This window comes from Pseudaestuariivita sp. (assembly GCF_052825805.1).
In genome coordinates this window covers 14,997-37,968 of sequence record NZ_JBRBVB010000001.1, presented here as the reverse complement: position 1 = coordinate 37,968, position 22,972 = coordinate 14,997, and the positions used below count along the sequence as shown (strand labels likewise).

At 65.1% G+C, this 22,972-nt stretch carries 20 protein-coding genes; 11 read left to right on the top strand and 9 right to left on the bottom strand.

What is annotated here, in order from left to right; all coding sequences use genetic code 11:
* The first annotated feature begins 185 nt into the window (after positions 1 to 185).
* Complete coding sequence (locus ACU0B3_RS00170) at positions 186 to 851, top strand: SDR family NAD(P)-dependent oxidoreductase (RefSeq protein WP_446258779.1); 666 nt, start codon at positions 186 to 188, stop codon at positions 849 to 851.
* Positions 848 to 2,371 (top strand): cryptochrome/photolyase family protein, encoded by a 1,524-nt coding sequence (locus tag ACU0B3_RS00165; RefSeq protein WP_446258778.1) that lies wholly within the window; start codon positions 848 to 850, stop codon positions 2,369 to 2,371. The genes ACU0B3_RS00170 and ACU0B3_RS00165 overlap by 4 nt, the downstream gene beginning before the upstream one ends.
* A gap of 208 nt (positions 2,372 to 2,579) precedes the next feature.
* Here ACU0B3_RS00165 and ACU0B3_RS00160 read toward each other — a convergent pair whose 3' ends face one another.
* A complete protein-coding gene (locus ACU0B3_RS00160) occupies positions 2,580 to 3,602 on the bottom strand; it encodes a glycosyltransferase family 4 protein (RefSeq protein ID WP_446258777.1) in 1,023 nt (340 codons plus the stop codon).
* Positions 3,603 to 3,684: 82 nt separating this feature from the next.
* Positions 3,685 to 5,151: an MORN repeat-containing protein gene (locus ACU0B3_RS00155; RefSeq protein ID WP_446258776.1), complete on the bottom strand. Its 1,467-nt coding sequence runs from the start codon at positions 5,149 to 5,151 to the stop codon at positions 3,685 to 3,687.
* Between the two features lie 1,033 nt (positions 5,152 to 6,184).
* Here ACU0B3_RS00155 and ACU0B3_RS00150 point away from each other — a divergent pair.
* Positions 6,185 to 7,843 carry an NAD+ synthase gene (locus ACU0B3_RS00150; protein WP_446258775.1) on the top strand — a complete coding sequence of 553 codons (1,659 nt, stop codon included), beginning with the start codon at positions 6,185 to 6,187 and terminating at the stop codon, positions 7,841 to 7,843.
* Positions 7,844 to 8,230: 387 nt separating this feature from the next.
* Here ACU0B3_RS00150 and gltX read toward each other — a convergent pair whose 3' ends face one another.
* Positions 8,231 to 9,571 (bottom strand): glutamate--tRNA ligase, encoded by a 1,341-nt coding sequence (gltX, locus tag ACU0B3_RS00145; protein WP_446258774.1) that lies wholly within the window; start codon positions 9,569 to 9,571, stop codon positions 8,231 to 8,233.
* Positions 9,572 to 9,779: 208 nt separating this feature from the next.
* On the opposite strand from gltX, the gene ACU0B3_RS00140 reads away from it, so the two are divergent.
* Positions 9,780 to 11,357: a diguanylate cyclase gene (locus tag ACU0B3_RS00140; protein ID WP_446258773.1), complete on the top strand. Its 1,578-nt coding sequence runs from the start codon at positions 9,780 to 9,782 to the stop codon at positions 11,355 to 11,357.
* A gap of 319 nt (positions 11,358 to 11,676) precedes the next feature.
* Here the strand turns inward: ACU0B3_RS00140 and ACU0B3_RS00135 are convergent, their stop codons facing one another.
* Positions 11,677 to 12,105: a DUF1801 domain-containing protein gene (locus tag ACU0B3_RS00135; protein ID WP_446258772.1), complete on the bottom strand. Its 429-nt coding sequence runs from the start codon at positions 12,103 to 12,105 to the stop codon at positions 11,677 to 11,679.
* An 80-nt stretch (positions 12,106 to 12,185) separates the two neighbouring features.
* On the opposite strand from ACU0B3_RS00135, the gene ACU0B3_RS00130 reads away from it, so the two are divergent.
* Both ACU0B3_RS00130 and ACU0B3_RS00125 read left to right on the top strand, forming a co-directional pair.
* Positions 12,186 to 13,109, top strand: a complete 924-nt coding sequence (locus ACU0B3_RS00130; protein WP_446258771.1) for an MBL fold metallo-hydrolase — start codon at positions 12,186 to 12,188, stop codon at positions 13,107 to 13,109.
* 200 nt (positions 13,110 to 13,309) lie between these two features.
* Positions 13,310 to 13,702, top strand: a complete 393-nt coding sequence (locus ACU0B3_RS00125; protein WP_446258770.1) for a metallopeptidase family protein — start codon at positions 13,310 to 13,312, stop codon at positions 13,700 to 13,702.
* Between the two features lie 19 nt (positions 13,703 to 13,721).
* On the opposite strand, the gene ACU0B3_RS00120 is transcribed toward ACU0B3_RS00125, so the two are convergent.
* The gene (locus ACU0B3_RS00120) at positions 13,722 to 14,111 is read right to left on the bottom strand and encodes a VOC family protein (protein ID WP_446258769.1); all 390 of its coding nucleotides are present in this window, start codon (positions 14,109 to 14,111) and stop codon (positions 13,722 to 13,724) included.
* 63 nt (positions 14,112 to 14,174) lie between these two features.
* Positions 14,175 to 14,741, bottom strand: coding sequence for a gamma-glutamylcyclotransferase (locus ACU0B3_RS00115; RefSeq protein ID WP_446258768.1), 567 nt, complete (start codon positions 14,739 to 14,741; stop codon positions 14,175 to 14,177).
* 76 nt (positions 14,742 to 14,817) lie between these two features.
* On the opposite strand from ACU0B3_RS00115, the gene ACU0B3_RS00110 reads away from it, so the two are divergent.
* A complete protein-coding gene (locus ACU0B3_RS00110) occupies positions 14,818 to 16,164 on the top strand; it encodes an MATE family efflux transporter (protein ID WP_446258767.1) in 1,347 nt (448 codons plus the stop codon).
* Between the two features lie 175 nt (positions 16,165 to 16,339).
* Here ACU0B3_RS00110 and ACU0B3_RS00105 read toward each other — a convergent pair whose 3' ends face one another.
* The 3 genes from ACU0B3_RS00105 to ACU0B3_RS00095 form a co-directional block, all read right to left on the bottom strand.
* On the bottom strand, positions 16,340 to 16,738 hold the full coding sequence (locus tag ACU0B3_RS00105) for a hypothetical protein (protein ID WP_446258766.1): 399 nt from the start codon (positions 16,736 to 16,738) through the stop codon (positions 16,340 to 16,342).
* Positions 16,739 to 16,771: 33 nt separating this feature from the next.
* Positions 16,772 to 17,515, bottom strand: coding sequence for a Crp/Fnr family transcriptional regulator (locus tag ACU0B3_RS00100; protein ID WP_446258765.1), 744 nt, complete (start codon positions 17,513 to 17,515; stop codon positions 16,772 to 16,774).
* Between the two features lie 74 nt (positions 17,516 to 17,589).
* A complete protein-coding gene (locus ACU0B3_RS00095) occupies positions 17,590 to 18,792 on the bottom strand; it encodes a pyridoxal phosphate-dependent aminotransferase (RefSeq protein ID WP_446258764.1) in 1,203 nt (400 codons plus the stop codon).
* An 87-nt stretch (positions 18,793 to 18,879) separates the two neighbouring features.
* On the opposite strand from ACU0B3_RS00095, the gene ACU0B3_RS00090 reads away from it, so the two are divergent.
* The 4 genes from ACU0B3_RS00090 (at position 18,880) to ACU0B3_RS00075 (ending at position 22,568) form a co-directional block, all read left to right on the top strand.
* Complete coding sequence (locus tag ACU0B3_RS00090; RefSeq protein WP_446258763.1) at positions 18,880 to 19,275, top strand: helix-turn-helix domain-containing protein; 396 nt, start codon at positions 18,880 to 18,882, stop codon at positions 19,273 to 19,275.
* Between the two features lie 29 nt (positions 19,276 to 19,304).
* Complete coding sequence (locus ACU0B3_RS00085) at positions 19,305 to 19,562, top strand: FAD assembly factor SdhE (RefSeq protein ID WP_446258762.1); 258 nt, start codon at positions 19,305 to 19,307, stop codon at positions 19,560 to 19,562.
* A 346-nt stretch (positions 19,563 to 19,908) separates the two neighbouring features.
* On the top strand, positions 19,909 to 20,406 hold the full coding sequence (locus ACU0B3_RS00080) for a MarR family winged helix-turn-helix transcriptional regulator (RefSeq protein WP_446258761.1): 498 nt from the start codon (positions 19,909 to 19,911) through the stop codon (positions 20,404 to 20,406).
* A 284-nt stretch (positions 20,407 to 20,690) separates the two neighbouring features.
* A complete protein-coding gene (locus ACU0B3_RS00075; protein ID WP_446258760.1) occupies positions 20,691 to 22,568 on the top strand; it encodes an acyl-CoA synthetase in 1,878 nt (625 codons plus the stop codon).
* The last annotated feature ends 404 nt before the right edge of the window (positions 22,569 to 22,972 follow it).

Sequence of the window (22,972 nt, the reverse complement as noted above, 5' to 3'; positions counted from 1 at the left end):
GAAGGGCACGCTCAGAGGCGGCTAAGAAGAAGGAGCAGCAGAGCTGCGATCTGACCATTGCGAGACATGCGCGTGACATTACGCCGCTCGTGCCCGAGGGGAAAGTCCTTTTTTGTCCGCCGCCTTCGCCCCTCGCCAAGTTGCGCCGCAAGGCTAAGTCGCGTGGAGGCAGCACGGAGGCACGCATGGCAAAGGCACTGGTATTCGGCAGCTCGGGCGGGATCGGCTCGGCTTTGGTGGCAGCTTTGGAAGGGCGGGGGCATGAGGTGACCGGGCTCTCGCGGTCGAGCGACGGCGTGGATGTGACGGACGAGGCTTCTGTGTCCAAGGCGGCAAAGGCTTTGAAAGGCCCTTACGAGATCATCCTTTGCGCGACAGGCGCGCTCGAGATCGACGGGGCCACGCCTGAGAAGACCATCCGGTCGCTCGATCCCAAGGCCATGATGGACCAGTTCGCGACGAACGCCATTGGTCCGGCGATGGTGCTGAAACATGCGGGCGCGCTTTTGCCGAGGGACAAACGCTCGGTGATGGCGGTGCTCTCGGCCCGGGTGGGCTCCATCGGCGACAACCAGATCGGCGGGTGGTATTCTTACCGGGTGGCGAAGGCGGCGGTGAACCAGGTGGTGCATACGGCGGCAATCGAGCTGAGGCGCACGCATAAGGAGGCCGTCTGTGTGGCGCTTCATCCGGGCACGGTTGCAACGAAATTCACCGAGAAATACGCAGGGCGGCACAAGACGACGCCGCCGGATGAGACGGCGGAGATGCTGCTGGACGTGCTGGATGGTCTCTCTGCCGACCAGTCGGGAGGCTTCTTTGACTATGCCGGCAAGGAGATTCCCTGGTGAGCCGTCTTGTTCTGGTTCTCGGCGATCAGCTGACGACTGAAGTCGCAGCGCTCAAAGCGGCGGACAAGTCCAAAGATGTGGTCGTGATGGCCGAGGTCACGGACGAGACGACCTACGTCAAGCACCACCCCAAGAAGATTGCACTGATCCTGGCGGCGATGCGCAAGTTCGCTGCGCGCCTCGGGGAGGACGGTTGGGACGTGCGCTACACAAAGCTCGATGACCCGGATGCGTCGGACTCGATTGGCGGGGAGCTTTTGCGGCGGGCCGAGGAGACGGGCTTTGACAGCGCGCTGGTGACAGAGCCAGGTGAGTGGCGTTTGATCAATAAGCTCAAGCACTTGCCGCTCACGACGGAGATGCTGGGGGACGACCGGTTCATCGCCTCCCATGCCGAGTTCGAAAAGTGGGCCGACGGGCGCAAGGCGCTGCGGATGGAGTACTTTTATCGCGACATGCGGCGCAAGACGGGCCTCTTGATGGACGGGAAGGACCCTGTCGAGGGGAAGTGGAATTTCGACCACGAAAACCGCAAGCCCGCGCCGGACGAGGTGACGCACGAGCCTCTTTGGTTCGAGCCGGATGAGACGGTAGAGGAGGTGCTGGAGCTGGTCGAGCGGCGGTTCGGCAATCACTTTGGCGACCTGCGGCCTTTCGGTTTTGCGACGGATGCAGAGCAGGCGGAAAAGGTGCTCGATCACTTCATCGAAAAGGCGCTGCCGCGGTTTGGCGACTATCAGGACGCGATGCTGTCCGAGCACAAGTTCCTCTATCACGCAATTGTCTCGCCCTACATCAACATCGGGCTTTTGGACCCGCTCGAGGTCTGCAAGCGGGCGGAGGCTGCCTACCAGTCGGGAGACGCGCCAATTAACGCGGTTGAGGGCTTTATCCGGCAAATCATCGGGTGGCGTGACTACGTGCGCGGCATCTATTTCCTCGAGGGGCCGGAGTATACGGACCGCAACTTCCTCGGCCATGACCGGGAGGTGCCGGGGTTTTACTGGGGCAAGCCGACGCAGATGAATTGCGTGTCCAAGGCGGTCGCGCAGACGGGGGAGGAAGCTTACGCCCATCACATCCAGCGGCTGATGGTGACCGGCAATTTTGCTCTGCTGGCCGGGCTCGATCCGCATGGCGTGCACGAGTGGTATCTGGAGGTCTACGCCGACGCCTTTGAATGGGTGGAGGCGCCCAACGTGATCGGCATGTCGCAATTCGCGGACGGCGGGGTGATCGCGTCGAAGCCCTATGTCTCGAGCGGCGCCTACATCAACCGAATGTCGGACTACTGCAAAGGCTGCTCGTACAAGGTGAGCGCCAAGACGGGTGACAAGGCGTGCCCGTTCAATCTGCTCTACTGGCACTTCTTGATGCGGCACCGGGACAAGTTCGAGGAGAACCCGCGCATGGCGCAGATGTACCGGACGTGGGAGCGGATGGACGAGGAGCGTCGCGACGCCGTCTTGCGTGATGCGGACCGTTGGCTGGCCAAACTTGACAAGGGGGAGTTGGTGTAGTGCGGACAGAATTTTCTTGCGAAAATTCTGTTACGACATAGCCCTTTTCGCGACCTCTCAGATCAAACCGCCCGCCTGACAGGCACTATCAGGCCGCGCCGACCCGCCCCCCTGGGGCGGCGCGATGCGCCACCCCGCGGGCCGGCGCGTGAACTGCGGTTTCAGGCTTGCTGATCGCCTATCTTGGCTATGCGCACTCCTCCTATCGCTACAATAGGAGCGCTTCGAAACGTTGGAGGAAGTGTGCTGGGCTCAGCTCGGTTTCAGCCAGCTGCAGCGCGGCCTTGCCAAGCTGATCTGCCAGCCCCGGCTCCTTCACCAACCGCGTGAGCGCCTGTTCGAGCGAGACCGGATCGCGCATATCCACCCGCAGCCCATCGACGCCATCGGTCAGATACCCCGCCGACCCGCTGGCATCCGAGATCACAGGAGCCAGGCCGTAGGCCATCGCCTCCACCGGAGCCATGCCGAGCGGCTCGTCATTGCTTGGCATTACGATCACATCGTGCTCGCGGTAGACGGCGGGCATTTCGGCATACGGCACCGGGCCTTGCACGGTGATCCAGTCCTTCTGCCCGGCGTCCATTATCCGCTGGAGGTAGCCCGCATCCATGTCGGACCCGCGCAAATCGTCGTTGCCGATGAGGGTCAGGTGGACATGAGCCTCAAGGCCAGCAGCCTCGATCGCGGCGATGAGCTTGTCCTGGTTCTTGCGCGGCTGGCCGAGCTTGGCGACGCACAATAAGCGCAGCTTGTCCGACGCTCTGCGCGCCCCGCCGGGCAGCGCCGCCACCGGCCAGGGCAAATACGTCGCGCGCGGATCACGCGGCGCGGAGGGGTCGAGGCCGGGGCAGGGCGTCACCCGGTTCTGCGGCATCCCCTTGCGCCATAAAAGGAACCGGCGGGCGGTTGATGGCACCTCCGTCATCGGCGCGAGGTTGTAGAGCAGGCACTTGCGCCGCTGCAGCCGCGCCGCCCGCGCCACCGCCTGCGAGAGCGGCGTGATGTTGCGCACCAGCACGAGGTCGGGCGCGGCGTCTGCCACCAGCTGAGCCACGTGGCGCGGGTCCGGCGCCTTGCCGACCACGATGGGCTGAACGTCGCTGTGATCCTCGAGGGCTGCGGCATGCACTGCGAGCACGGTCACCTTGTGGCCCGCCGCCGTCAGCGCGCGCGCGGCGAAAAAGAGGTTGGTGTGAAAGCGCGGCAGCGCCAGGAGCACATGGGCCATGGGGCGGCCTTGTTGTCTGTGGCTTCGTTTTTGCTCGGGCTTTCGTCCGGGCCGCCTGACGCAATGGCGACCCCGGTCCGCGTCAGTTGCTGTCCGCTGCGGGCTCTTCTGCCTCGGCCTCGGCCTCGGTCGCGGGTGCAGCGGGCTGCGCCGGCGCGGTCTGGTCGGTCAGCGCGCCGCTCACCCACTCGCCTTCGGCAACCTGCCCGGTGGCGTAGCGCATCGTGCCGGGTCCCTCGCGCTTGCCGGCCACGAACATGCCCTCGTAGACGTCCCCGTTGGTGTAGGTTGCCGTACCGCGCCCGTTGATCTCCCCGTTCGACCAGGCGCCCTCGTAGGTGAAGCCATCGGCCATGACGATCCGCCCGGTCCCGTCGCGCTGTCCGTTCACGAACGTGCCGGTGTAGACGGTGCCGTCGGGGTAGGTGGCCGTGCCCTCGCCATGGCGCTGGCCGTTCTGCCAGTTGCCCTCGTAGCGGTAGCCGTCGGGAAAGGTCATGATGCCGAACCCATGGTTGCGCGCGTTCTGGAAGGCGCCTTCGTAGACCAGCCCATTGGTATAGGTGGCCTTGCCGTTGCCCTCGATCACGCCGGCCACCCACTCGCCCTCGTAGGTGTTGCCGTCGGGGTAGGTGATCGTTCCGACACCGTCCGCCAGATCGCCCCGGAACTGGCCGACGTAGATCGACCCGTCGGGGTAGGTGACCTGACCGTCGCCCTCGATCTGGCCGTTCACCCAGGCGCCGGTATATTCGTAGCCGTCCTGCCCGGTGAAGGTCCCCTGTCCGTGGCGCTGGTCGGCGCGGAACTGTCCCTCGTAGGTGTCGCCGTTGGCAAAGGTCACCTTGCCCTGTCCTTCCCGCCGCCCGTCGACCATCTGGCCTTCGTAGACGTCGCCGTTCGGCTGGGTGAGGGTGCCGGGACCGTTGATCTTTCCGTCCTGCCAGAGGCCGGAGTAGACCAGCCCGTCGGGCATCGTCAGCGTGCCCTGGCCCTCGCGGCTGCCCTGCACGATCGAGCCTTTGTAGAGCGCGCCGTCGGGATAGGTCACCGTCGCCTCGCCGTCCTTTTCGCCGTTCACCCAGTCGCCGTCGTAGATGTACCCGCCCGGAGAGATCATCACGCCGCGCCCGTGGTGCATGGCGTTGCGGAAGCTGCCTTCGAAGCGCACGCCGTTGGCGTAGATGGCGACGCCCTGGCCGGTGATCTTCCCGTCGAGCCAGTTGCCCTCGTAGGTGCCGCCGTCTGCGAATGTGATCTTGCCCACACCCTCGGGTTTGCCCTTGGCAAAGGTGCCTTCGTAGACCGAACCGTTGGGGAAGCGCGCGACGCCCATGCCGCGGATTTCGCCCTCGACCCACTCGCCGGTATACTCGTACCCGTTCGGCAGCCGATAGGTGCCGGTGCCGTGCTGCAGGCCGTCCTTGAAGGTGCCTTCGTAGACGCCGCCGTCGTCGTATTGCTTGGTGACGACCTCGTCCGATTGCGCCTGCGCGCCGGTGGCGAAGGCAAGCGCAATGGCGGCGGCGATCAGTGTCGTGTGGTGCATTGCGCGTATCCCCCGGCGCAGGTGTCCCGTGTGCTTGGCGGCAGGTTAGGTGAACCCTCGCCGGGCGGCAATGGGGTGTGCGGGCAGTGGGCGGAGGAATGGGCGGGGAGGTGTGGCCTTAACTTCGCCTACCATCCCCCGGACGCACGCAGTCTTTGGTTTGAGCAAAGCCCCTGTGCGGAATCAAGGCGCAGCCGCCGCAGATCGACGGGCCGCCCGTCGCATCAAAGGTGCGCCGTCTATGATTGGCACGCCTCTGGCGTGACAGCACGTCGATACGTCGAGGTTAGCGCTTCGATTCAAGGTCTTCGGGATTTGGCAGAGATAAAGGCGCTCGCAACGAGCGTTGGTTCGACGTACCGCGCCCCGAAGATATGCTCGCACTTAGATGCACCGCCATCGCGGCCGCGTAATTGGCTGTCTATTGTCAATGAATGTAAGTTGCGCGACTGAGCTTCTCACCAGTGCGGAATCAAGGCGCAGCCGCCTCACATCGACGGGCCGCCCCCACGGCACGTCGATACATAGACGTAAACGCCTCGCTCAGAGGTCTTCCGAACTTGGCAACCGTAAAGGCGCGTAGAAACGCTGTGGTTCGACGCACCGCGGCCCGACGATGCGCTCAATCTCGATTGCACCGGCTCCGATCTGTCACTTTGAACACTTTTCTACCGATGAATATAAATTGCCCAATTGAGCCCTTCACCCGTGCTGAACCAAGCCGCAGGCGCGGCACATTGACGGACCGCTCGTCGCACCAAAGGTGCGCCACCTATCGATGGCACGCCTCTGGCGTGACGGCACGTCGATACGTCGAAGTTAGCGCTGCGATCCAAGGTCTTCCGGATTTGGCAGAGAAAAAAACGCTTAGAGCAAACGTGCGATCGACGCACCGCGGCCGGTCGACGTGCAGCGCACCTGATGCCACGCATATTGGCGCTCGCAACCCATCACGTCTGCCGCGACCTCACATCCACCTTTCCCTCCGCCTCCCATCTGCTAAGTCACCCTCCAAGGCCGAGGGACAACACACATGAGCGACCGTTTCCGCATCACACTGGCGCAACTCAATCCCGTCGTCGGTGACATAGACGGCAATGCGCAAAAGGCGCGGGAGGCGTGGGAGGCCGGCAAAAAGGCGGGCGCGGACCTCGTCGCGATGACCGAGATGTTCATCACCGGCTACAACGCGCAGGACCTGGTGCGCAAACCGGCCTTCCACGAGGCCGCCATCGCCGCCATCGAAACGCTCGCCAAGGATTGCGCGAACGGTCCTGCGCTTGCCATCGGCGGGCCGTGGGTCGAGGATGGCAAGCTCTTCAACGCCTACCACGTCTGCCGGGGCGGCAAAGTCGTGAGCCGCGTGCTCAAGCACCACTTGCCGAACGAGACGGTGTTCGACGAAGTGCGCATCTTCGACAGCGGGCCCATCGGCGGGCCGTACGTCGTCTCGAACGCCCGCATCGGTTCGCCCATCTGCGAGGACAGCTGGCACGAGGACGTGGCCGAAACGCTCGAAGAGACCGGCGCGGAGTTCCTGCTGGTCCCCAACGGCTCGCCCTACTACCGCGGCAAGATGGAGACCCGGCTCAACCACATGGTCGCCCGTGTGGTCGAGACGGGCCTGCCGCTGATCTACCTCAACATGGTGGGAGGGCAGGACGACCAGGTGTTCGACGGTGGCTCCTTTGCACTGAACCCGGGCGGGGCGCTGGCGTGGCGTGCGCCGATGTTCGACAGCGTCGTCAGCCATATCGACCTCGAACGCGGCGCCGAAGGCTGGCGCGTGGTCCCCGGCGAAGTCGCCCCCGAGCTGGACGAATGGGAGGCCGACTACCGCGCCATGGTGCAATCGCTGCGCGACTATTGCGGCAAGACGGGCTTTGAAAAGGTGCTGCTCGGCATGTCGGGCGGCGTCGATTCGGCGTTGGTGGCGACCATCGCCGTGGACGCGCTCGGCCCGGAAAACGTGCGATGCGTGATGCTGCCGTCCGAATACACCTCGCAAGGCTCGCTCGATGACGCGCAAGCCTGCGCGGAGGCGCTGGGCGCCCGGTACGACTTTGTCCCGATCTCCGGCCCTCGCGCGGCAGTGACCGAAGCGCTGGGCCCGCTTTTCGAAGGCACCACGCCCGACATCACCGAGGAAAACATCCAGTCCCGCCTGCGCGGGCTGCTGCTCATGGCGCTGTCGAACAAGTTCGGAGAGATGCTCCTGACCACCGGAAACAAGTCCGAAGTCGCCGTCGGCTATGCCACGATCTACGGCGACATGTCGGGCGGGTACAATCCGATCAAGGACCTCTACAAGATGCGCGTCTTCGAGACGTGCCGCTGGCGCAATGACCAGCACCGGGGATGGATGAAGGGCCCCGCGGGCGAGGTCATCCCGGTCTCGATCATCAACAAGCCGCCGTCGGCTGAATTGCGCGAGGATCAGAAGGACAGCGATTCGCTGCCCGACTACGCGGTGCTCGACGGCATCCTCGAGATGCTCGTGGACGACGAGGCCAGCGTGGCCGATTGTGTGGATGCAGGCTTTGCCCGCGCGGATGTGAAACAAGTGGAGCGGCTGATTTACCTCAGCGAATACAAGCGCTTCCAGTCGGCGCCCGGCACGCGTCTGACCAAACGCGCCTTCTGGCTGGACCGGCGGTATCCGATCGTGAACGGCTTTCGCGACGAGGCGTAAGGTGGGCAGTGCAGTCTAGGTTCGGGTCTGACCGCGATCCCGAATGCGGCACTGCCCACCTTACCGCGTTGCACGAATGTGCCCTTTCACGTTCGGCAGTGCCCGCCTTACCTCGCTTAAAATTCACCCTAGTAAGGTGGGCACTGCCGAACGTAGGCAGCAGCAACGTCAGACGCCAGTCGCGTGGTCGATAGCGCTTATTACGCACAGATACAGAACGGCGTCGTTACCTCGCTCTGAAGGCGCAACCGTAAGGTGGGCAGTGCCGAACTAAAGCCGCATTGGTGTCTTGCACCGGTGGCTCCGTCGAAAGAGTACCTACCGCATTGCCTACCATACTCCGCCCTGCAACAAGCACCGGCAAGGTGGGCACTGCCGAAAAGCCGACTACCCCTTCGCGCGCACCACCCGCAAAAGCGGCAACAGCTTGGCCATGTCCGGCCCATGCGCCTGACCCGTCAGCGCCTTACGCAACGGCATAAAAAGCCCGCGACCTTTGCGCCCGGTCGCCGTCTTGACCGCGCCGGTCCACGCGCCCCAGGTCGTCTCGTCCCACGGACTCTCCGGCATCAGCGCCAGCGCCTCGGCGACAAAGGCCGCGTCCTCGTCCGCGATCACCGGATCGGCGCCTTCCTGCATCAGCGTCCACCAACCGGCGAGATCCCCCATCGTGCCGATGTTCTCGCGTGTGACGTCCCAGAACTGCGCCGCCTGATCCTGCGGAACGCCCAGGGCCGCGATGTCGGCGGCAACCGCCTCCAGCGGCAGCCCGGCTAGGTGCCTTGCCGTCAACGGATCGAGGTCTGCCTCGTCGAACTTGGTCGGCGCCGAGCCGAACTTCGTCAGGTCAAAGCCCTCGATCAGCTCGTCCTGCGAGCTGCGCAGCTCCACCGGGTCCGACGAGCCGAGCCGCGCCATCAGGCTCAGCACCGCCATCGGTGCCACGCCCCTCGCGCGCAGATCGCGCAGGCTGAGCGTGCCGAGCCGTTTCGAAAGCGCCTCCCCCTGCGGACCCGTCAACAGCGAGTGGTGCGCGAAGGACGGCGGCACAGCCCCGAGCGCCTCGATCATCTGGATTTGCGTCGCCGTGTTCGTCACGTGATCCGAGCCGCGCACCACATGGGTCACGCCCATCTCCGTGTCGTCGACCACCGAGGCCAGCGTGTAGAGCACCTGACCGTCCTGCCGGATCAGCACCGGGTCCGAGACAGAGGCCGCATCGATGCTGATGTCCCCGAGGATCCCGTCGGTCCACTCGATCCGCTGATGGTCCAGCTTGAACCGCCACACGCCCTGACCCCGCTCGGCGCGCAGCGCGGATTTCTCGGCCTCGCTCAGCGCCAGCGCGGCCCGGTCATAGACCGGCGGCTTGCCCATGTTGAGCTGCTTCTTGCGCTTGAGGTCCAGCTCGGTCGGCGTCTCGAACGCCTCGTAGAACCGCCCCATGGCGCGCAGGCTGTCGGCCGCCGCCGCATAGCGATCGAGCCGGGCCGACTGACGCTCCATCCGGTCCCATGTCAGGCCGAGCCATGTCAGGTCCTCCTGGATGGCGTCGACATACTCTTCTTTGGACCGCTCGGGATCGGTGTCGTCGATGCGCAGGATAAACGTCCCGCCGGCCTTGCGCGCGATCAGCCAGTTGAAAAGCGCCGTGCGCAGGTTGCCGATGTGCAGGTAGCCCGTCGGCGACGGGGCAAAGCGGGTGATGGTCTGGCTCGTATCAGTCACGGGGGCGCGTCCTCTTGCTCGGCCCGGCTTGTTGATGATTGCGCCCGCGATGTCCAGACCGCGCCCGCGCCGCGCCTACCCATCTGCTCGCATTTGACGCGGTTTTGACTGGAAGTCTCCGCAGATGGCAGGGCCGGATTAGGGCGCTCTTAAGGGACGCCGTGCAGGTTGACCCGCGGTGGAGGCGCCTGAGGATTTGGGGCCGGCAATGAGACATGAGGCAGACAGCGCACGGCTGGCTGAGCGGGACACGTCCCGGCAGGCCGGCGTTCAGGACATCCGTGGCCCAGCGGCAAGTGCGCGAGGCAGCGCTGCGGCAGACCGCGAGACCATAGCAACCCCGAACTGGGACAACGAGGTGCTGCACGCCATGGAGCAGGGCGTGCTCGTCTGGTCCCGCGAAGGCATCTGCGAGATGTTCAACGCGCGCGTCTTTGACGTGCTCGAGCTGCGCGAAAGCGACCTGCAGATCGGAACGCAGCGGCGCGCTTTTCTTGCCGCCGCCGTCGCGCGGGGGGAGATCACCTCAGATCGTGCCGAGATCGCCGAGGCGCGCTTTGCCGAAGGGCGCCCCTTTGCCTTTGACCGCAAGCTGCCCTCGGGGCGCACGGTGGCCACCAACATCCGGCCTGTCCGGGGTGGCGGGTCGGTGGTCACCTTTACCGACATCTCCAAGGCCAAGCGCGCCGAGGCCGAGCTGGCGCTGGCCAAGCGGCAGGCCGACCGCGCGCATGAACAGGCCCGCGTCGCGCTCGAGGCGCAGCAAAGCCGCCAGCGGGAGGCCCGCATCCTCAGCGAGCTCGACGAGTGGCTGCAGACCTGCAAATCGCTCGACGAGCTCTTCGAAATCGTCCGCACCTTCATGGACCGCACCCTGTGCGGGTCGACCGGAGAGCTCTACATCTACTCCAACAGCCGCGACGTGCTCGACGGTGTCGTCAGCTGGGGCGGGGCGGCGCTGCACGATCACATCGCGCCCGACAGCTGCTGGTCGCTGCGCCGCGGGCGGGCCTATGACCACAACCCGGACACGATCAGCTTTGTCTGCGACCACGTGGGCGATCACCATCACGACACCCATCCCAAGCGCTACCTGTGCCTGCCAATCATTGCGCATGGCGACACGGTCGGCCTCATGCACGTCGGCCTCGACGGCCTGACGGACGCGCGCCTCGTGGGGGATCCCAAGGGCTTTGCGACCCAGGTGAACGAGCACGTCAGCCTCGCCATCGCCAACGTCAAGCTGCGCGACGAGCTGCGCGACCAGTCGACGCGCGATCCGCTGACGGGGCTCTACAACCGGCGCTACTTTCTCGACGCGATGCGCAACGCGCTCTCGCACGCAGGGCGGAAGGGACATGAGAGCGCACTGATCGCGTTCGACGCGGACAAGTTCAAATCCTTCAACGACAATCACGGCCACGACGCGGGCGACATGGTCCTGCGCGCCATCGGGCAGGCCCTGACCGAGCTTTTCGAGGGCGAGGATGTGCCCTGCCGCTTTGGCGGGGAGGAGTTCGCGGTCCTGTTGCCGCACGCCGATGCCTCCACTGCTGCAGAGGCCGCCGAAAAGCTGCGCACGACGATCGAGGCGGTCGAGTTGCGCTATGGCGGCGGTGTGCTGCCGACCGTGACCGTGTCCTCCGGCGTGGCGGTCTACCCGGCCAGCGGCAACCATCCGCAGGACCTCATCAAGGCCGCCGATGAAGCGCTTTATCAGGCCAAGGCAGACGGACGGAACCGCGTGTGCCTCGCGCGCGGTCTGCCGGGGTCTGCGTTGGGGTAAAGCGGTCTTTGGTCCGAACTTCAGGCGTTCCAATTGGTGTTTTTATTTCCACAGGACCTGCTTGAGAAATTGGCCGATCTCGAACCGCTGCTTAAAGAACCAGAAATTCACGCGCCGACCCGACGGGTGGCGCAACGCGCCGCCCTTTTTGCCGAAGGCAAACCTTCGGTTTGACGGGGGCGGGTCATGCCGGAGACATGCCTTTGGCATGACGCGGCCTGACGGTGCCCGTCAGGCGGGAGCTTTGAATGGAGCGCGCGTTGGGATCGCAAGCTTTGGATCATTTCCAAAACCAAACCAGCCTCAAACCAAACCGCTTCTAACTCCCCCGCACCGGATACTTGTTCCGCAAATCCGCCAGCCCCGCCAAGATCAGCTCTTCGAGCACACCAAGGTCCACCTTTCCCAAACGCCCTAAATACAAGCACGCCTTCCCCATCTTGTGGGGACCGAGGCGCCCGAGCATCTCACTATGGTCTGCATAGCCCGGCATGATGTAGACGGACATCTTGGCCTTGCGCGGCGAAAAGCCGGTGGCCAGAAATGTGCCACTCCGCCCGCTGTCATAGGTGTAATCGTAGGCGCCGTACCCCATGATCGACGGCCCCCACATCTGTGGCTGCCACCCGGTCACGCGCCGAAAGAGCGCGTCGAGCACCAGCGCATCCTCATGCCGCCCGGCGGGCTCTGCCGATGCCAGAAACTCCGCGACGGACGCCCCTGTGGGCACTGTCACTGCCTCGCTCATGCGCACTCCTCACGTCTCTTTGATCGCCGCCGCCGCACGGCGCTCTACGTCTGGCCTAGCACAAACGTGAGGAGTTCCGAATGACCCATCTGATCCGCCCGTCCCGCCGCCTTGTCCTCGGCGGTCTTGCCGCAACCGCAGGCGCGGCCGCCACCGGCGCGCTCGCCGGCGCGCCCATGCTGGGGGTTTCCACGCCGCAGTTCCGCCGGGTCAAGCTTGGCAGCTTTGAGGTCACGACCCTCATGGCCGGCACCCGCACGGTCGAGGACCCACAGACCATCTTTGGCATGAACGTCAGTGCCGAGGAGTTCGCCGAAGCCTCCGCCGCCGCCCGCATCCCCGTCGACAAGACGCAGTTTTTCTTTAACCCGGTCCTCGTGAACAATGGCGAAAAGCTTGTCCTCTTCGACACAGGGTTCAACGGCCCGGGCATCACCGCCGCGGTCGAAGGTGCGGGCTACACCGCCGACCAGGTCGACACGGTGGTCATCACCCACATGCACGGCGACCATATCGGCGGGCTGACGCAGGACGACGGCACGCCGACGTTCGCCAATGCCGACTACGTGACCGGGCGGGTCGAGTACGACACGATGGCCGCCGCCGAAAACGAAGGGTTCGAAACCAAAGTGCGCCCGCTCGCCGAGCGCATGACCTTTGTCGAGGATGGCGGGAGCGCCGCCAGCGGCATCACCGCGATGGCCGCCTTCGGGCACACGCCGGGGCACATGGTCTACATGCTCGAATCAGACGGGCGGCAGATGATGCTGGGCGCCGATTTCGCCAACCACTACGTCTGGTCGCTGGCCTATCCCGACTGGGAGGTCCGGTTCGACCGCGACAAGGAGGCCGCTGCCGCCACGCGCCGCCGCCTCCTCGACATGCTCGCAACGACCGGTATTCCGTTCACCGGCTATCACATGCCCTTCCCCGCGACGGGGTACGTCGTGGCGCGCGGAGACGGTTACGCCTACGAGCCGACGAGCTATCAGCTGATGCTGTAGGGTAGAACCTAGGAAGCGTATTGCTCCAAATGCAATCCGAACACGCGTAGATTAAAGCGCCCGCCTGACGGGCACCGTCAGGCCGCGCCGCCCCCCCCATGGGGCGGCGCGTGAAACACTGTATCGGTGGCCTAGCGGATTAAGCTCTAGCAGGCTTTTAGCCGCTTGGCTTTGCCGCGCGGCGGTGTTGGGATGCGCCCATGACCGCCGCGCCTACACTTGACGACATACACGCGCTTGCGGAGGCGGCTGTGGCGCAGCTGCCTGCGCCGTTTGCTGAGGCCGCGCGTGAGGTCGCGTTGGTTGTCGAGGATTGGCCAGCTGCCGACGTGCTCCGCGAGATGGAGATCGAAGATCCGCTCGAGCTCACCGGTCTCTACGATGGCATTCCGCTCACCGAAAAGTCCGTGTTCGATCAGCCGATGCGGCCTGACACGGTCTGGCTTTATCGCCGCCCCATCCTCGACGAGCTGGCCTCGCGCCCGGGCGAGACGCTGGAGCGGCTGGTCACCCACATCGTCGTCCACGAATTTGCGCATCATTTCGGGTGGTCGGACGACGACATCGCCGTGATCGATCCGTGGTGGGAATAGCCGTCGCCGGTCTACCGTTTCAGGCCGTTCGGGCGTAGCTGACGACCTCGTATTCGACCTTGTCCGCGTCGAAAAAATAGAACCGCTGTCCCGGCTCGTAGTCGGCGTGGCCGTGGGTCTCGAACCCCATCGCCTTGACCTTGGCCTCGAGCGCGGGGAGGTCGTCGACCACCACGCCGATGTGGTTGAGCGATCCCGGCGTCGTGTAGGTCGAGGGCGTCTCTTCGGTTTGCGCGTGGTGCTGGTAGAGCGCGACATAGGCCGCGTTCGTGCCGACATGCGCCGTCTCACTGCCCGTCATGGTCTTGCCGCGCCAGCGGACGTGCCAACCAAAGAGGTCGGTGACCATGGCGACCGAGCGGTCGAGGTCGCTGACGGTGACGTTCACGTGTTCGAATTGCGCTGGCATGGGGTGTCTCCTAGTTTCGGGTTTCGCCCTTTGTCGGACCTCAAGTGCGGTTGAGGTCAAGCGCTAAATTCCCAGCGCATCCGCCGGCACGATCCGGACACCAAGTGTGGCCAGATGCCGGTCGACGCGCGCCGTCTCCGCCTGTGTCAGCGTCTGCGCACGCGGGTAGAGCGGCTCCGCGCGATCATCGAGGATCGGGACCTGCCAGCCACGGGTGCTTTGGCAAAAGCGCGCGACGCCGTCCTCGCCGAACCAATGTCCGAATCCCTGCATCACCACGTCGATATAGCTCAGCAGGATCGGTTTGGCGGCATCCGTGGCGGGCGCAAGCTTCGGTGTGCCGTAGATCGCGACGGCGCCAGAGGACGCGACGTCGGCGCTGACGTCGAGGCGGGTGTACCCGGCCTCGCGCACGTCGAGGGCCGCCCAGTCACCGCCCGGCACGTCGCACACCAGACCGTCGATCGCAGATCCCGGAGCCGGACGCGCCGACAGAAACGTCACCGCGCGACCGGGCGCCTGCACCCAGACCCGCTCCCACCCCTGCGCGCGGTCGGGGCGGGGGTTCGGGTAGCTATGGGTGGCGGTGTTCACGAGGCTGCCGAAGCCGAAAAAGCGCGGTGTGGACATGCCGCAGTGATGCGCGCGGACGGCGGGGCGCGCAATCCCCATTGCGGGCGATCTCCCCTCTGCCTAAGGAGTGGGCATGCTGAAAACCGTGTCTCCTCCAGCGCATGCCCGCGCGCTTTTGGTGCTGGGCCTGCCGCTGATCGGCGGGCATCTGGCGCAGTTCGCCGTGCAGCTGACGGACACGGTGATGCTGGGCTGGTACGCGGTTGAGGCGCTGGCCGCGCAGGTGCTGGCCGGGAGCTACTTTTTCCTGCTGTTCATCGTCGGGTCGGGCTTTGCCTGGGCGGTGATGCCGCTGGTGGCGGAGGCGCACAGCCAGGGCGACGAGACGCAGGTGCGGCGCGTGACGCGCATGGGGCTGTGGCTGTCGGTGCTGTTCGGGGCGCTTTGCCTGCCGCTCTTTTGGTGGTCGGGGGCGATCCTGCGCCTGCTCGGTCAGGAGCCGGAGCTGGCAACGCTGGGCCAGTCCTACCTGCGGGTCATGGGCTTTGCGATCATCCCGCATCTGATCATCATGACGATGAAGTCCTACCTCGCCGCGCTCGAGCGCACGCAGATCGTGCTGTGGCTAAGCGTGGGTGGGGCGGTGGTCAACGGCTTTGCCAACTGGGTGCTGATCTTTGGCCGCTATGGCGCGCCCGAGCTGGGGATCGTGGGCGCGGGCTGGGCGTCATTGCTGACGGCGCTGCTGACGGTGATCGCGGTGGTGGCCTACGCGGTGCGGGTGCTGCCCGAGCATGCGCTGTTCCAACGGGTGTGGAGGCCCGATGCCGAGATCATGGCGCGCGTCTTTCGCCTCGGCCTGCCAATTGGCGGGACAAGTCTGGCGGAGACGGGGCTGTTCGCCGGATCGGCGCTGATGGTCGGCTGGCTCGGGACGGTGCCGCTTGCTGCGCACGGGATCGCGCTACAGGTCGCCTCGGCCACGTTCATGATCCACCTCGGGCTGGCGAATGCGGCCACGGTGCGGGCGGGCAATGCCTACGGGCGGCGCGATCCGGTGCACCTGACGCGCGGCGCAGTGGTGGCCTTGGTGGTGTCCTTTCTGATCGCGGTCTCGACGCTGCTGATCTTTCTGGTGTTTCCCGAGCCGATCCTGTCGCTCTTTCTCGATCCGGCCGAGCCCGACCGGCTGGCGATCCTCGCGCTGGGCGTGCTCCTGATGGCGATGGCGGGGCTCTTTCAGATCGCAGACGGCGCGCAGGTCGTCGCGCTGGGCGTGTTGCGCGGCATCCAGGACACGCGCGTGCCGATGGTGCTGGCCACGGTCAGCTATTGGGGCATCGGGATGCCGGCCTCTTACCTGTTGGGCTTTACCGTTGGCTGGGGCGCGGTGGGCGTCTGGGCCGGGCTGGTGCTGGGTCTGACGATGGCGGCGGTGTCGCTGTGCTGGCGGTTCCGGGTGCAGGCGCGGACGCTTTGAGGTAGGGGCTTGAGGCGTTCCTAAAGCTGAGAAAATGGAAACAGAGGTTCACGCGCCGACCCGAGGGGTGGCGCATCGCGCCGCCCCATGGGGGCGGGTCGGCGCGGCCTGACAGTGCCTGTCAGGCGGGCGCTTTGATTTAGGCGACTGTGTACCGTGAAGAAGCCGAAACTCATCAACCACCCGTCAACCGATCCGCCTTCTTCCGCACCAGGATCGTGCGCAGATCGTGCATCGCGAGCAACATGTCGTCGGTGATCTCCTCGAGCTGTTCGGGGCTCGCCTTGGACTGGACCCAATGCGCGGTCGTGTTGAGGTAGTCGATGGCCCGGCGGATGTCATCGATGTCGCGCGCGGCCAGCACCGCCTTGCGGCGCCTCATCCACGCATCGATCTCGGCCTTGTCCGCGTCCGTGAGGCGCGTATCGCCGTGGGGTTTGACCTCGCCGTTGCGGATGTTGACCACCGCGATCTGGTCTAGCTCGATCCGGCGCTGCCGGTTCTCGGTGTCCACACGGTAGACAAAGGCGCCGTTGTCGCGCACGCGAAAGTAGTACTCGGGAAGCTCGGTCATGCCTCGGCCCATCTCTTGCGGGTTTGATGCAGGTTAGGCGGTCTCGGGGGCGGCGTCAAAGTCGGGGTTCCGCGGGGCGGGCGCCTTGTCCAGCACATCGGGCGCCACGCGCAGGCGGGCAGGGGCCACGGCCACGCTCACCTTGCGCGCCATGTCGTAGGCGACGGCGGCCTCGAAGGCGAGCTTGAGCCGCGGTTTGCGGCACATCTCATCGAGCACGCCCCGCCGCCAGATCACAACCTCTGCGCCCGCTGGCACCGTGCAGGTCGCCGAGGCCGGCCCACCGAGGATGTAGGACACCTCGCCAAAGAAAAGTCCCGGCGGCAACATGAAGCGCTCGCCCTCCTTCTCGACCTCTGCCTGGCCCGCGATCACGAAGGTGACCTGATCGACGGGGCGCCCGATCTCGGTCAGCACTTGCGGCGCGCGCAGCACGTGCCGGTCGGCCCGGGCCATCAGCGCGCGAAAGTCACCGGGCGGGATATGCGCGAAATGCTGATCGTAAAGGTCGGCGTGGGCGGCCGGCACGGCCCGGCGCGAGCGGTGCCAGAGGAGGCTCGCAATCCCGACAAAGTTCGCAGCGCCCATCGCCAGCGACATGTAGATCGCGCCCCAGAGCGGCGTCGCGGCGGCAGTCGCGTAATAGGCGATGTAAAGCACCGTCCCGACCACGATCCAGAGCCGCAGCACCAGCTGGTTGGTGATGATGTAGCCAAAGACGAGGCTCAGCCCCGCCAGGTACACCAGCGCCTCGCTCTCGCGCATCCACTCCCACATCGGCCGGGCCCTCCTTCCAGCGACCTTGCGGGCTTAGCACGCTCGCGTGCGCCGTCCCGTCCAAAAACGACAGGTCAGGTGAGGCCCTCGCAAAAGGCTTTGATCCGCGCGCAGGCCTCTTTGAGCGCCGCGTCAGAGGCCGCGTAGCTGACGCGGAACGCCGGGCTTGTGCCAAACGCAGCGCCGTGGACCACTGCCACGCCGGTCTCTTCGAGCAGCGCCGTCACAAACGCCTCGTCCGTGTCGATGCGCGTTCCGCCTTTGGAGGTCTTGCCGATGCAGCCGGCGATAGACGGGTAGACGTAGAACGCGCCCTCTGGCACCGGGCAGTCGATCCCCGGGCAGGCGTTGAGCGCGCTGACAACCGCATCGCGCCGCGCCTCGAACATCCGCGCATTGGGCGCGAGAAAGTCCTGCGTCCCATTCAGCGCCTCCAGCGCCGCCCACTGGCTGACCGAACAGGGGTTGGAGGTCGTCTGCGACTGCACCTTGCGCATCGCGCGGATCAGCTCCTCGGGACCGCCCGCATAGCCGATGCGCCAGCCGGTCATCGCATAGGCCTTGCTCACGCCATTGGTGGTCAGCGTCCGGTCGTAAAGCTGCGGCTCGACCTCGGCGGGGGTGCAGAACTTGAAATCGCCAAACGCCAGATGCTCGTACATGTCGTCCGACAGCACCCAGACATGGGGGTGGCGCAGCAGCACGTCCGTCAGCGCCTTGAGGCTCTGCCAGTCATAGCCCGCGCCCGTGGGGTTCGACGGCGAGTTGAAGATCAGCCATTTCGTCCGGGGCGTGATCGCCGCCTCCAGCGCCTCCGGCGTCAGGCGATAGCCCGTCTCGATCCCGGTCTCGACCACCACCGGCACGCCGCCGCAGAGCAGCACCATATCCGGGTAGCTGACCCAGTAGGGCGCGGGGATCACGACCTCGTCGCCGGGGTTCAGCGTCGCCTTGAGCGCGTTGAAGAGCACCTGCTTTCCGCCCGTGCCGACGCTGATCTGCGCGCGGGTGTAGTTGAGGCCGTTGTCGCGCGCGAACTTGGCGGCAATCGCGTCCTTGAGTTCGGGGATGCCGTCGGGCGGCGTGTAGCGCGTGTGCCCGGCCTCGATGGCGGCGATCCCGGCGGCCTTGATGTGGTCCGGCGTGTCGAAATCCGGCTCTCCTGCGCTGAGCGAAATGATGTCGCGCCCCTCTGCCTTGAGCTCGCCCGCGCGCGTGGTGATCGAAATCGTCGGCGAGGGTTTGATCGTCGATAATGTCGCGGAGAGCAGAGACATGGTCGTGCCTTTCGATTGAACTTGGCCGCGCTTGGTCTAGTCTCGCCTCAACCTCCCGGCAATCCACATTCGAAAGGCGCAGGACGCATGACAGAGCACGACTTTGACTGGTACGGCCCGGACGCGGCGACCTTTGGCGACCGCATCGCCGGCGCGCGGCAGGCGCTGAACCTCACGCAGGAAGAACTGGCGAGCCGCCTCGGCATCCGCCTCAAGACGCTGCAGGGCTGGGAGAATGACCTCTCCGAGCCGCGCGCTAACCGCTTGTCGATGCTTGCGGGGCTTTTGAACGTGTCGATCTCCTGGCTCCTGACCGGCGAGGGGGAGGGGCTCGACGCGCCGGAGAGCGCTGCGGTCGAGTCCGACATGGCCGCGATCCTCGCCGAGATGCGCGAGATGAAGTCGCAGATGCTGCGCTCTGCCGACCGCCTTGGCCGGCTCGAGAAACGGCTGCGCGCCATGGGCGCGGCGCCCGCGGAATGACCGTGAAGGACACTGGTAAGGAGCCTGGCATGGGTGCTGGCGAGACGCAGCTGCGCCGCCTCAGGATGCGCTCCATGCGGCGCGGGATCAAAGAGATGGACGTGATCCTGATGCACTTTTCCAATGTGCGTCTGGCCCAGCTCGATCCGCCGATGATCGACCTTTACGAGCGGATGCTTGAGGAAAACGACCACGACCTCTACGCCTGGGTCGCCGGTACCGCCGAGACACCGGAGGTTTACGCCGCGCTGATTGACGAGATTCAGGCGACGCTGCCGCAGCGGTAGAGTGGGCTGCGCCTAGCCTGCGACACTAGAAACAGAATTTCACGCGCCGTCCCGCGGGGTGGCGCAATCGCGCCGCCCAATTTGCCGAAGGCAAACCTACGGTTTGACGGGGGCGGGTCATGCCGGAGGCATGCCTTTGGCATGACGCGGCCTGACAGTGCCTGTCAGGCGGGTGCTTTGAATGACGCGAGCACGAACCAAGTATACTGAAGCCCACTTCGAACGCACCACAAACCTCCGCCCCCAAAACTACATCGCATTTTATCCGAAGCTGCCGCGTTTTAACGTTATATTGGCGATTGTCCCGCTAGTTGGCGCCAACAGAACAAGACGGCGGAGACATCAGATGAACATGCAACACGCAATGAACGCGGGCGAAAAGCGGGCGTTCATGGACGGCTATCTCGAGGCTTTGGGTCTGGTGGAGCGCTTGCACCGCCTCCTGCTCGACGTGATCAAGGACGAGTTCGAGCGTGTCGACATCCTCGAAATCAACGCGGTGCAGGCGCTGCTCCTCTTTAACGTGGGCGATCACGAGGTCACGGCGGGCGAACTCAAGAGCCGCGGGTACTACCAGGGTTCGAACGTGTCCTACAATCTCAAGAAGCTCGTCGAGATGGGCTATATGCACCACCAGCGCTGCGAGATCGACCGCCGCTCGGTGCGCGTGCGCCTGACCGAAAAGGGACGCGGCGTGCGCGACCTCGTGGGCCAGCTCTTCGAGCGCCACGCAGAGGGGCTCGAGACCAAGAACATCCTGGGCGATCAGAACATGAGCGACATCACCGGCGCGCTCCGCCGGATGGAGCGCTACTGGACCGACCAGATTCGCTACATCTACTGACCGCGATCCCGCCCACGCGGGAACCCTTCCGACACCACAACCCGGGCGAAACCGGATCGAGCAGCAGACCAACCAAGGGCCTTGCGCAGCACGCGCAGGGCCCTTTTCCCGCCCCAAGCCATGAAAACGGTCCGAACACTGCCTGAATTGCGCAAAGAGCCGCCACAAGGACGCCCCGTCACGCTTGCGCCGCGGCGCAAAGCCTTTCACTTTAGATCACCACTCAAGAAGACGTCCCAGTGAAGCAAACTTCACGGGTCAAGGGAGCCTAGGGGAGGACCACGATGACCTTTGCGTCATACGCCGATCGCGATGCGATCGAGAATGCAATGCCATGGGATCAGCGCGACAAGGCCGTCACGCTCTGGGACATGCTCAGCCACACCGCCGAGCGCTTCCCGAGCCGGCCGGCGATCAGCTACCAGATCCTTTCCGGCCCCAAGGACAAGGCCGAAACGCTCTCCTGGTCCGAGCTTCAGGCGCAAACCGCGCAGGCTGCCAACCTCTTTCGCTCGCTGGGTGTCGGCCCGACCGACGTGGTCGCCTACCTGTTGCCGAACGCCAACGAGACCGTGCTGACGCTGCTCGGCGGCTGCGTCGCGGGCATCGCCAACCCCATCAACCCGCTTCTGGACGCCGAGCAGATCGGCGCGATCCTGCGCGAGACCAACGCCAAGGTGCTGGTGACGCTCAAGGGCTTCCCCAAGACCGACGTGCCGCAAAAGGCCGATGCCGCCGTAGCGCTCGCGCCAAATGTCGAGACGGTGCTCGAGGTCGATCTCAACCGCTACCTGACCCCGCCAAAGTCCTGGATCGTCCCGCTCATTCGCCCCAAGGTACAGGTCACCCACAAGGCCAAGGTCCTGAACTTCCGCGCAGAGCTGGCCAAGCAACCCCGCACGCTCGCCTTCGAGGACGTCAAGGAAGACCGCGTCGCGGCCTACTTCCACACTGGCGGCACCACCGGCATGCCGAAGGTCGCGCAGCACAAATATTCGGGCATCATCTACAACGGCTGGCTCGGCGACACGCTCCTCTTCACCGAAGAGGACAACGTGATCTGCCCGCTGCCGCTCTTTCACGTCTTTGCCTGCCACGTCATCCTGATGGCGTGCTTGTCGTCGGGCGCGCATGTCATCTTCCCCACGCCACAGGGCTACCGGGGCGACGGCGTCTTCGACAACTTCTGGAAGCTGGTCGAGCGGTGGAAGATCACATTCGTCATCACCGTGCCGACCGCCATCTCGGCGATGATGCAACGCCCGGTCGATGCGGATGTCTCCTCGATCAAGACATCGTTCTCCGGCTCCGCGCCTCTCCCCCTCGAGCTCTTCAAGCGCTTCGAGAAAGCGACGGGCGTCTCCATCGTCGAGGGCTACGGCCTGACGGAGGCGACCTGCCTCGTCTCGATCAACCCCGTCGACGGGGAAAAGAAGGTCGGCTCCATCGGCATCCCCTTCCCGTACTGCGACGTACGCATCGTCAAGCAGACACCCGACGGCCCGGTCGAGTGCGAGACCGACGAGATCGGCGAGATCTGCGTGTCGAACCCCGGCGTTTTCCCCGGCAACACCTACACCGAGGCGGACAAGAATGTGGACCTCTATTACTGGGGCACGCACCTGCGGACCGGCGATCTCGGACGCATGGACGCGGACCGCTACCTTTGGATCACCGGCCGGGCCAAGGACCTGATCATCCGCGGCGGTCACAACATCGACCCCGCCGAGATCGAGGAGGCGCTGCTCGGCCACGATGCCGTCGCCTTTGCCGGCGCCATTGGACAGCCTGACGCACACTCCGGCGAGCTGCCCTGCGCCTTTGTCGAGCTGGTGTCGGGAGCCTCCGTGACCACGGACGAGCTGATGGCCTATTGCAAGGAACAGGTCCTCGAACGCGCTGCGCAACCCAAGCATCTGGAAATCCTGGATGAATTGCCGAAAACCGCTGTGGGCAAGGTCTTCAAGCCCGACTTGCGCAAATCGGCTATCACCCGTGTCTACAACGCCGCGCTCAGCGAGGCAGGCGTCGATGCGCAGGTCACGTCGGTCATCGACGACAAGAAACGCGGGCTTGTGGCACAGGTCTCGGGCAAGGCCGACGACGACGCGATCACGCACGTCCTGGGCGCCTACACCCGCCCTTGGGACCGCGCGGCGTGAGTTTGATCAGGCGCGGGGGCGCGACTTGTCCCTGCGCTTGATGCTTTGCTGGAAGCCTTTGGGATTAGATGAGTTCGAAGTAAGGTGGGCAGTGCCGTCGCTCCACACTGAGGTCCTCCCTTCGCTTCCCGGTAAGGAAGGCGGTGCCGGTGCCGAACAGTGGGTCTTCTCAAACCTTATACGCACTGGCCTAAATCAAAGCGCCCGCCTGACGGGAACCGTCAGGCCGCGCCGACCCGCCCCCGTCAAACCTTAGGTTTGCCTTTGGCAAAACGGGCGGCGCGATGCGCCACCCCTTGGGCCGGCGCGTGAACTGATGTTTCTCTTGCGTTGGGCTAAAGCTCGCCCGCTGTAAGCCACTGCACTCCCGTTACTTGCCCGTAAGGTGGGCACCGCCAAAACCG

Excerpts from the sequence above, each read along its gene's own strand:
- ACU0B3_RS00170 (WP_446258779.1), top strand. The coding sequence starts at position 186 with ATGGCAAAGGCACTGGTATTCGGCAGCTCGGGCGGGATCGGCTCGGCT.
- ACU0B3_RS00150 (WP_446258775.1), top strand. The coding sequence starts at position 6,185 with ATGAGCGACCGTTTCCGCATCACACTGGCGCAACTCAATCCCGTCGTC.
- ACU0B3_RS00125 (WP_446258770.1), top strand. The coding sequence starts at position 13,310 with ATGACCGCCGCGCCTACACTTGACGACATACACGCGCTTGCGGAGGCG.
- ACU0B3_RS00090 (WP_446258763.1), top strand. The coding sequence starts at position 18,880 with ATGACAGAGCACGACTTTGACTGGTACGGCCCGGACGCGGCGACCTTT.
- ACU0B3_RS00100 (WP_446258765.1), bottom strand. The coding sequence starts at position 17,515 with ATGTGGGAGTGGATGCGCGAGAGCGAGGCGCTGGTGTACCTGGCGGGG.
- ACU0B3_RS00075 (WP_446258760.1), top strand. The coding sequence starts at position 20,691 with ATGACCTTTGCGTCATACGCCGATCGCGATGCGATCGAGAATGCAATG.
- ACU0B3_RS00115 (WP_446258768.1), bottom strand. The coding sequence starts at position 14,741 with ATGTCCACACCGCGCTTTTTCGGCTTCGGCAGCCTCGTGAACACCGCC.
- ACU0B3_RS00120 (WP_446258769.1), bottom strand. The coding sequence starts at position 14,111 with ATGCCAGCGCAATTCGAACACGTGAACGTCACCGTCAGCGACCTCGAC.
- ACU0B3_RS00080 (WP_446258761.1), top strand. The coding sequence starts at position 19,909 with ATGAACATGCAACACGCAATGAACGCGGGCGAAAAGCGGGCGTTCATG.
- ACU0B3_RS00140 (WP_446258773.1), top strand. The coding sequence starts at position 9,780 with ATGAGACATGAGGCAGACAGCGCACGGCTGGCTGAGCGGGACACGTCC.
- ACU0B3_RS00105 (WP_446258766.1), bottom strand. The coding sequence starts at position 16,738 with ATGACCGAGCTTCCCGAGTACTACTTTCGCGTGCGCGACAACGGCGCC.
- ACU0B3_RS00155 (WP_446258776.1), bottom strand. The coding sequence starts at position 5,151 with ATGCACCACACGACACTGATCGCCGCCGCCATTGCGCTTGCCTTCGCC.
- ACU0B3_RS00110 (WP_446258767.1), top strand. The coding sequence starts at position 14,818 with ATGCTGAAAACCGTGTCTCCTCCAGCGCATGCCCGCGCGCTTTTGGTG.
- ACU0B3_RS00135 (WP_446258772.1), bottom strand. The coding sequence starts at position 12,105 with ATGAGCGAGGCAGTGACAGTGCCCACAGGGGCGTCCGTCGCGGAGTTT.
- ACU0B3_RS00130 (WP_446258771.1), top strand. The coding sequence starts at position 12,186 with ATGACCCATCTGATCCGCCCGTCCCGCCGCCTTGTCCTCGGCGGTCTT.
- ACU0B3_RS00085 (WP_446258762.1), top strand. The coding sequence starts at position 19,305 with ATGGGTGCTGGCGAGACGCAGCTGCGCCGCCTCAGGATGCGCTCCATG.
- ACU0B3_RS00095 (WP_446258764.1), bottom strand. The coding sequence starts at position 18,792 with ATGTCTCTGCTCTCCGCGACATTATCGACGATCAAACCCTCGCCGACG.
- ACU0B3_RS00160 (WP_446258777.1), bottom strand. The coding sequence starts at position 3,602 with ATGGCCCATGTGCTCCTGGCGCTGCCGCGCTTTCACACCAACCTCTTT.